This window comes from Oscillibacter sp. UBA6647 (assembly GCA_002455655.1).
GTDB lineage: Bacteria > Bacillota > Clostridia > Oscillospirales > Oscillospiraceae > Oscillibacter.
In genome coordinates this window covers 1-6832 of the sequence record DKLF01000003.1, presented here as the reverse complement: position 1 = coordinate 6832, position 6832 = coordinate 1, and the positions used below count along the sequence as shown (strand labels likewise).

General features: G+C 58.0%; 15 protein-coding genes. All 15 read right to left on the bottom strand.

Annotation, left to right across the window (positions count from 1 at the left end; all coding sequences use genetic code 11):
* Positions 1-275 (bottom strand): adenylate kinase family protein (locus B2W96_RS00365; protein WP_293007408.1); only part of this gene is annotated, 275 nt, incomplete at its 3' end.
* A gap of 17 nt (positions 276-292) precedes the next feature.
* Positions 293-1663 (bottom strand): preprotein translocase subunit SecY, encoded by a 1371-nt coding sequence (secY, locus tag B2W96_RS00360; RefSeq protein ID WP_293007406.1) that lies wholly within the window; start codon positions 1661-1663, stop codon positions 293-295.
* A 1-nt stretch (position 1664) separates the two neighbouring features.
* Positions 1665-2105 carry a 50S ribosomal protein L15 gene (gene rplO / locus B2W96_RS00355; protein ID WP_293007404.1) on the bottom strand — a complete coding sequence of 147 codons (441 nt, stop codon included), beginning with the start codon at positions 2103-2105 and terminating at the stop codon, positions 1665-1667.
* Positions 2106-2119: 14 nt separating this feature from the next.
* On the bottom strand, positions 2120-2302 hold the full coding sequence (gene rpmD, locus B2W96_RS00350) for a 50S ribosomal protein L30 (RefSeq protein ID WP_040663522.1): 183 nt from the start codon (positions 2300-2302) through the stop codon (positions 2120-2122).
* Positions 2303-2315: 13 nt separating this feature from the next.
* On the bottom strand, positions 2316-2816 hold the full coding sequence (rpsE, locus tag B2W96_RS00345) for a 30S ribosomal protein S5 (protein WP_293007401.1): 501 nt from the start codon (positions 2814-2816) through the stop codon (positions 2316-2318).
* A gap of 18 nt (positions 2817-2834) precedes the next feature.
* Positions 2835-3194, bottom strand: coding sequence for a 50S ribosomal protein L18 (gene rplR / locus B2W96_RS00340; RefSeq protein WP_293007399.1), 360 nt, complete (start codon positions 3192-3194; stop codon positions 2835-2837).
* A gap of 14 nt (positions 3195-3208) precedes the next feature.
* Entirely contained in the window at positions 3209-3754 is a 546-nt protein-coding gene (gene rplF, locus B2W96_RS00335; protein WP_293007397.1) for a 50S ribosomal protein L6, read from the bottom strand.
* A 15-nt stretch (positions 3755-3769) separates the two neighbouring features.
* Positions 3770-4168 carry a 30S ribosomal protein S8 gene (gene rpsH, locus B2W96_RS00330; protein ID WP_293007395.1) on the bottom strand — a complete coding sequence of 133 codons (399 nt, stop codon included), beginning with the start codon at positions 4166-4168 and terminating at the stop codon, positions 3770-3772.
* Between the two features lie 170 nt (positions 4169-4338).
* Complete coding sequence (locus B2W96_RS00325) at positions 4339-4524, bottom strand: type Z 30S ribosomal protein S14 (RefSeq protein WP_091127912.1); 186 nt, start codon at positions 4522-4524, stop codon at positions 4339-4341.
* Positions 4525-4539: 15 nt separating this feature from the next.
* A complete protein-coding gene (gene rplE / locus B2W96_RS00320; protein WP_293007389.1) occupies positions 4540-5079 on the bottom strand; it encodes a 50S ribosomal protein L5 in 540 nt (179 codons plus the stop codon).
* A 19-nt stretch (positions 5080-5098) separates the two neighbouring features.
* A complete protein-coding gene (gene rplX / locus B2W96_RS00315; RefSeq protein ID WP_293007387.1) occupies positions 5099-5410 on the bottom strand; it encodes a 50S ribosomal protein L24 in 312 nt (103 codons plus the stop codon).
* A 14-nt stretch (positions 5411-5424) separates the two neighbouring features.
* Positions 5425-5793 carry a 50S ribosomal protein L14 gene (gene rplN / locus B2W96_RS00310; protein ID WP_040663505.1) on the bottom strand — a complete coding sequence of 123 codons (369 nt, stop codon included), beginning with the start codon at positions 5791-5793 and terminating at the stop codon, positions 5425-5427.
* A 14-nt stretch (positions 5794-5807) separates the two neighbouring features.
* Positions 5808-6065, bottom strand: a complete 258-nt coding sequence (gene rpsQ, locus B2W96_RS00305; protein WP_041615533.1) for a 30S ribosomal protein S17 — start codon at positions 6063-6065, stop codon at positions 5808-5810.
* 23 nt (positions 6066-6088) lie between these two features.
* On the bottom strand, positions 6089-6289 hold the full coding sequence (gene rpmC / locus B2W96_RS00300; protein WP_293007381.1) for a 50S ribosomal protein L29: 201 nt from the start codon (positions 6287-6289) through the stop codon (positions 6089-6091).
* 1 nt (position 6290) lies between these two features.
* Positions 6291-6728 carry a 50S ribosomal protein L16 gene (rplP, locus tag B2W96_RS00295; RefSeq protein ID WP_293007379.1) on the bottom strand — a complete coding sequence of 146 codons (438 nt, stop codon included), beginning with the start codon at positions 6726-6728 and terminating at the stop codon, positions 6291-6293.
* Positions 6729-6832 lie beyond the last annotated feature (104 nt).

Genomic DNA, 6832 nt, shown 5'->3' with positions numbered 1-6832 from the left:
TGAGCGATGGTGCGGGGCACCCCGTCCAGAATGTAGCCGTTTGCGCAGTCCGGCTCCGCCAGCCGGTCCGAGATGACGCCGATGATGACCTCATCAGGGACCAGCTTGCCCGCGTCCATGAAGGATTTCGCCTTCAGGCCGGTGGGCGTGCCGTTTTTCACGGCCGCGCGGAGGATGCTTCCGGTTGAAATCGTGGGAATGGAAAATTCCTTGCACAGAATTTCAGCCTGTGTCCCTTTTCCGGCGCCGGGTGCGCCCAACAGGATCAGTTTCATTCCATTTCGCCTCTTTCTTATTCCAAGAAGCCCTTATATTGGCGCATCAGCATCTGAGACTCCAGCGCGCGCACCGTTTCCAGCGCCACGCCCACGATAATGATGACCGAGGTGCCGCCAATGCCCAGAGAGGAGTGTTTAATCACCATACCCGCCAGCAAAGGAACCATGGCCACGATGCCCAGATAAATTGCGCCAAAGAGCGTCACCTTGTTCAAAACCTTCCGAATGAAGTCTACCGTGGGCTTGCCCGGACGGAAGCCGGGGATAAAGCCGCCCTGCTTTTTCAGGTTGTTGGCAATCTCCACGGGATTGAACTGAATGGTGGAGTAGAAATAGCTAAAGCCGATAATCAGGATAAAATACACCACCATATAGAGGACGGACTTAGTATCAAGGAACTGAGAAAGCTTGTAGCTGAAGCTTCCCTCCTCGCCCACGCCGGTAAACGCCATAATGGTGGCCGGCAGAGAGGCGATAGACTGTGCGAAGATGATGGGCAGCACGCCCGACATGTTCACCTTCATGGGAAGAGTGGAGGTCTGGCCGCCGTACATCTTCCGGCCCACCTGCCGCTTGGCATACTGGACGGGGATGCGGCGCTCAGCGCTGTTGATAAACACAATGAACACAATCAGCGCCAGAATACCCACAAGAATCAGAACCACGCTCCAGGGAGCGAGTGCCTGCTCCAGCATATACTTTGCGTTTGTCGCCGTGTAGCCTGCATCGAGAAGCGTCTGCTCCGTCAGCGCTCCGCTGCGAACGCCGGACCAGGTGATCACGCCCTCGTAGAACCCGGACACCATGCTGGGAACGCGGGAGAGAATACCCCCGAACAGGATGATGGAGATGCCGTTGCCCACGCCGAATTCGGTGACCTGCTCACCCATCCACATCACGAAGGAGGAGCCGGCGATGAAGGACACGATAATGACCAGTGCGGGCCAGATACCTTGATCGGTAAGGATGTCGTAGCGCTTCATAATCATATAGTAGCCGAACGCCTGCAAAATGGCAATGGCCACAGTGGCATACCGGGTGATAGACTGAATCTTCTTCCGGCCTTCCTCGCCGCCCTCCTTGGCCAGCCGCTCCAAAGCGGGGATGGCCACGGTGAGCAACTGAATGATAATGGAGCTGTTGATATAGGGCTGGATGCTCAGTGCGAAGACAGTTGCCTGCGCAAACGCCCCGCCGCTCATCACGTTATACAGCCCCAAAATGGTGGTGGTCTGGCTGTTCAGATAGCTGGACAGCGTGGCCGTGTCCACATAGGGAACGGTGATGGCGTTACCGATGCGGAAAATGAGCAAAATCAGCAAAGTGAAAATGATCTTCTTCCGCAGCTCGGGAATATCCCATGCTTTGCGAATCGTAGCGATCACGTTACTTCACCTCGGCCTTTCCGCCAGCTGCCTCGATTGCCTCCTTGGCAGACGCGGAGAAGGCAGAGGCCTGCACCGTCACTTTTTTCGTGACCTTGCCGTTGCCCAGCACCTTGAATCCATAGGTGCACTTGGAAAGAATCCCCTTTTCCAGCAACACCTGATCCGTGACGGTCTCGCCGTCTTCAAACAGATTCAGCGCGCTGAGGTTGATAATCTCCAGAGGTTTTGCAAAGATGTTGTTGAATCCGCGCTTGGGAACGCGGCGCGCCAGAGGCATCTGGCCGCCTTCGAAGCCCACGCGGACCTTGCCGCCGCTGCGGGCCTTCTGGCCCTTATGGCCGCGGCCGCCGGTCTTGCCGTTGCCGCTGCCGGCGCCCCGGCCCTTGCGGTAGGGCTGCTGGACGGAGCCTTCGGCGGGAGACAGTTCGTTGAGTTTCATGTTTCCGTGCCTCCTTATTTCACTTCGGCGACCTGCAGCAGATAGCCGATCTTGGCGATCTTGCCGCGGGTCTGGTCGTTGTCGGGCTGCACGGTGATGTCACCGATTTTGCGCAGGCCCAGAGAATGGGCGGTCAGAATCTGCTTTTCCAGACGACCGTTTAGGCTCTTGACGAGCTTAATATTCAAGTTTGCCATAATAAGCCCCTCCTTAACCCACAATCTCGCTGACGCTCTTGCCCCGGATACGCGCCACTTCCTCCGGCCCGCGCATGGACCGTAGTCCTTCGAAGGCGGCAGCGACCACATTGTTGGCATTGTTAGAGCGCAGGCACTTGGTACGAATATCCTTAATTCCGGCAGCTTCCACCACAGCGCGGACCGCACCGCCGGCAATCACGCCGGTACCGGGGGCGGCGGGCTTCATCAGCACGCGTCCGGCGCCGGAGGCGCCGATCACCTCGTGGGGAATGGTGGACCCGGCCAGGGTCACGGTAATCATGTTCTTCTTCGCAGACTCCAGGCCCTTGCGGATGGCCTCGGGGACTTCGGCGGCCTTACCCAAGCCATAGCCGACCTTTCCCTTCTGGTCGCCCACCACCACCAAGGCAGAGAACTTCATCACGCGGCCGCCCTTAACGGTTTTAGAAACTCGGTTGAGGGCAACAACCTTCTCTGCGTATTCGCTGGGCTCTCTTTCAAATCTAGGCATGTTGTTTACCTCCTCCGATCAAAACTTCAGGCCGCCCTCGCGGGCGCCTTCGGCCAGTGCCTGCACACGGCCATGGTACAGATAACCGCCGCGGTCGAAAACCACGTTCTCGATCCCCTTTGCCTTGGCCCGCTCTGCAATGAGCTTGCCCACGGCAGAGGCGGCGGCGGCGTTGCCGCCGTAACCGGCGATCTCTTTATCCAAAGAAGACGCGGCTGCCAAGGTCTCGCCCTTCACATCGTCGATAATCTGGGCGTAAATGTTAGACTCGCTGCGGAAGACATTCAGGCGGGGGGTAGCGGCGGTGCCGGAGATTTTGGCACGCACCCTCTTGTGACGCTTCAGGCGCTGAGCATTTGTATTCGGCTTCTTAATCATATCGGCACACCTCCTTACTTCTTGGCGCCGGTCTTACCAACCTTGCGGCGGATGACCTCGTCAGAATACTTGATACCCTTGCCCTTATAAGGCTCGGGGGGACGCTTCTCGCGGATTTCAGCGGCAAACTGGCCCACAGCCTGCTTGTCGCAGCCGCGCACGATGATTTTATTGGGAGCGGGGACCTCAATGGTGATGCCCTCGATCTCGGAAACGATCACCTGATGGGAGAAACCCAGGTTCATCACCAGGTTCTTGCCCTCCTTGGCCACACGGTAACCCACGCCATTGACGTCCAGCGATTTGGTGAACTCATTGGCGACGCCCTCCACCATGTTGTGGAGCAGGGTGCGGGTCAGGCCGTGCAGGGCCTTGTGCTGCTTATCTTCGGAGGGACGGTCCACGGTGATCGTGTTGCCGTCCTGCTTGATGATCATTTCGGGGCGCAGGGCCCGGGCAAGCTCGCCCTTGGGACCCTTGACGGTGACCACATTACCCTCTGCCACGTTTACGGTGACGCCGGCGGGGACGGTAATGGGCATTCTGCCGATTCTAGACATGATTCAGTACCCTCCTTACCAGACGAACGCCAGGACTTCTCCGCCGACATGCCCCTCGCGGGCCTTCTTGTCGGTCATGATGCCCTTTGACGTGGAAATGATCGCGATACCCAGGCCGCGAAGCACGCGGGGCAGCTCATCGGCGCCCACATAGACGCGCAGGCCTGGCTTGCTGACACGGCGAAGACCTGTAATGACCTTCTCCTTGCCGGCGTTGTACTTCAAGGTGATATGAAGCACGCCCTGAAGGCCGTCCTCCACCATCTGGAAGTTCTTGATATAGCCCTCGTCCAGCAGAATCTGAGCAATGCTCTTCTTCATATTGGAGGCGGGGACATCAACGGTGTCGTGCTTTGCGCTGTTGGCGTTGCGGATGCGGGTGAGCATATCCGCAACCGGATCTGTGATATGCATGGATAAATCCTCCTGTTTTTAGAGTTACGGTTCCGAAAAACCGTTCAGGCAGCGAGGTATCACTATGAATGGAGCAGTCCGCTCGCGCGTGGTGCCCGATTCACAGTGACCTTTCGCCATCCTTTCACCAGGGCTTTCGCCCCAAGCTACAAAAGTAAAATCGGTGGGTCTTAGAAAGACGCCTTCCGAACGCCGGGAATCTCGCCCTTGTAGGCCAGCTCACGGAAGCAGATACGGCAAACGCCGTAGTCCCGGAGATAAGCATGGGGGCGGCCACAGAGCTTGCAGCGGTTGTACTTCCGGGAAGAGAACTTCGCGGGAGCCTGCTGCTTCAAAATCATAGACTTCTTAGCCATTCTTCTCTTCCTTCCTTACTTGGCAAAGGGAGCGCCGACCTGCTCCAGCAGGGCACGGGCTTCTTCGTCGGTCTTTGCGGTGGTGCAGATAACCACATCCATGCCGCGGATCTTGTCGATCTTATCGTACTCCACTTCCGGGAAAATCAACTGCTCCCGAATGCCCAGAGCGTAGTTGCCCCGGCCGTCAAAGGAGTTGGGATTGATGCCCTGAAAGTCGCGGACGCGGGGCAGAGCCACGTTGAACAGCCGGTCCAGAAATTCCCACATCTTTGCGCCGCGGAGAGTGACCTTCGCGCCGATGGGCATTTCCTCACGGAGCTTGAAGTTCGCGATGGACTTGCGCGCCTTGGTGATGATGGGCTTCTGGCCGGTAATCTGGGCCAGGTCGCCCACCACGTTCTCAAGAACCTTGGCGTTTTCCCGAGCCTCGCCGCAACCCACGTTCACGACAACCTTGTCGATCCGGGGAATCTGCATGACGCTCTTGTATTCAAACTGCTTCATGAGCGCGGGAGCGACTTCGGCGCCGTATTTTTCCTTCAGTCTTGCCATGTTCGTCTACTCCCCTTTCTCACAGCGCGGCGCCGCAGTGCTTGCACACGCGAACGCTCTTGCCGTTTTCAATCTTGTGGGCAACGCGGGTGCCCTTGCTGCACTTGGGGCAGACCACCTGCACCTTGCAGGAGGCGATTGCCGCCTCGCGCTTGACAATGCCGCCAGTCTCGCCCTGCTTGCGGGGCTTCACGTGACAGGTCACCATGTTGATGCCCTCCACCACGACCCGGCTGGTCTTGGGCACGCTGCCCAGAACCTTGCCCTGCTTGCCCCGGTCCTTGCCGGAGAGAACGACCACGGTGTCGCCCTTTTTGATATTCATAGACATATCAGGCGTCCCCCTCAAATCACTTCGGGAGCCAGGGACAGGATCTTCATGTAATCCTTGTCGCGCAGCTCGCGTGCAACCGGCCCAAAGATACGGGTCCCTCTGGGGTTCTGGTCATCCTTGATGAGGACGGCAGCGTTATCGTCGAAGCGGACATAGGTGCCGTCGTTGCGGCGGACGCCCTTAGCGCTGCGAACGATGACGGCCTTGACCACCTCGCCCTTTTTCACGGTGCCACCCGGCTGGGCCTTGCGGACGGACGCCACAATAACGTCGCCGATGTTGCCAAACTTGCGGGTGGAGCCGCCCAGAACGCGGATGCACTTGATCTCTTTGGCGCCGGTATTATCGGCAACCTTCAAATAGCTTTCCTGTTGGATCATAACTCGGCACCTCCTTACTTCGCTTTTTCAATAATCTCGACCACGCGCCACCGCTTGTCCTTGCTGAGAGGGCGGGTCTCCATAACCTTAACCTTGTCACCGATGCCGCATGCGTTTTCCTCGTCGTGGGCCTTCAGCTTGTAGGTGCGGCCGACAATTTTCTTGTACAGGGGATGGGCCACGCGGTCCTCGATAGCCACGACCACGGTTTTATCCATCTTGTCGGACACAACCTTGCCGATTCTGGTCTTCCGGGAGGAAGTTCTCACCATTTCACTCATGTTCACTTACCTCCTTACTGCTTTCCGGAAGCCTGAAGCTCCCGCAACACGGTTTTGACTCTGGCAATGTCGTGCTTGGTTTCCCGAATCTTCAGGGGATTGTCAAGCTGGTTGGTGGCGTGCTGCATACGCAGGAAAAACAGATCCTTCTTCAGGCCGGTCAGCTTCTCGTTGAGCTGCTCGGCATTCATCTTGCGAACTTCACTTGCCTTCATCTTACTCACCTGCTTCCTGAGCCTCCGAAGCAGCCTCGCGGATAACCAGCTTCGTCTTGATGGGCAGCTTGTGGCTGGCCAGACGCAGGGCCTCGCGGGCAGTTTCTTCGGGAACGCCGGCAATCTCAAACATGATACGGCCGGGCTTCACAACTGCAACCCAAAACTCGGGGGAACCTTTACCGGAACCCATGCGGGTGTCGGCGGGCTTCTTGGTGACGGGCTTGTCGGGGAAAATCTTGATCCAGACCTGACCGCCACGCTTGGTGTAACGGGTCATGGCGATACGGGCCGCCTCAATCTGGTTGCTGGTGATCCAGCCGGGCTCCATGGCCTGGAGGCCGAACTGACCGTAGGTAATTGTGTTTCCGCGGTATGCCTTGCCGGTCATACGGCCACGGTGCACACGACGGTATTTTACTCTCTTGGGCAGAAGCATTATTCAGCTCCTCCTTCCTTCTTGGGTTCAGCGGAGGCCGCGGGGGCAGCCGCCGGACGAGGGGTGTTGGTGTTGGGGCGGTTGAAGCCGCCCTGAGGGGCGCG

Bases quoted from the DNA above. Each gene is read 5' to 3' on its own strand.
- rpsH (WP_293007395.1), bottom strand. From the start codon at position 4,168: ATGCATATCACAGATCCGGTTGCGGATATGCTCACCCGCATCCGCAAC.
- rpsE (WP_293007401.1), bottom strand. From the start codon at position 2,816: ATGCCTAGATTTGAAAGAGAGCCCAGCGAATACGCAGAGAAGGTTGTT.
- rplE (WP_293007389.1), bottom strand. From the start codon at position 5,079: ATGGCAAGACTGAAGGAAAAATACGGCGCCGAAGTCGCTCCCGCGCTC.
- rplP (WP_293007379.1), bottom strand. From the start codon at position 6,728: ATGCTTCTGCCCAAGAGAGTAAAATACCGTCGTGTGCACCGTGGCCGT.
- rpmC (WP_293007381.1), bottom strand. From the start codon at position 6,289: ATGAAGGCAAGTGAAGTTCGCAAGATGAATGCCGAGCAGCTCAACGAG.
- rplF (WP_293007397.1), bottom strand. From the start codon at position 3,754: ATGTCTAGAATCGGCAGAATGCCCATTACCGTCCCCGCCGGCGTCACC.
- rpmD (WP_040663522.1), bottom strand. From the start codon at position 2,302: ATGGCAAACTTGAATATTAAGCTCGTCAAGAGCCTAAACGGTCGTCTG.
- rplX (WP_293007387.1), bottom strand. From the start codon at position 5,410: ATGTCTATGAATATCAAAAAGGGCGACACCGTGGTCGTTCTCTCCGGC.
- rplO (WP_293007404.1), bottom strand. From the start codon at position 2,105: ATGAAACTCAACGAACTGTCTCCCGCCGAAGGCTCCGTCCAGCAGCCC.
- rplR (WP_293007399.1), bottom strand. From the start codon at position 3,194: ATGATTAAGAAGCCGAATACAAATGCTCAGCGCCTGAAGCGTCACAAG.
- rpsQ (WP_041615533.1), bottom strand. From the start codon at position 6,065: ATGGTGAGAACTTCCTCCCGGAAGACCAGAATCGGCAAGGTTGTGTCC.
- B2W96_RS00325 (WP_091127912.1), bottom strand. From the start codon at position 4,524: ATGGCTAAGAAGTCTATGATTTTGAAGCAGCAGGCTCCCGCGAAGTTC.
- rplN (WP_040663505.1), bottom strand. From the start codon at position 5,793: ATGATCCAACAGGAAAGCTATTTGAAGGTTGCCGATAATACCGGCGCC.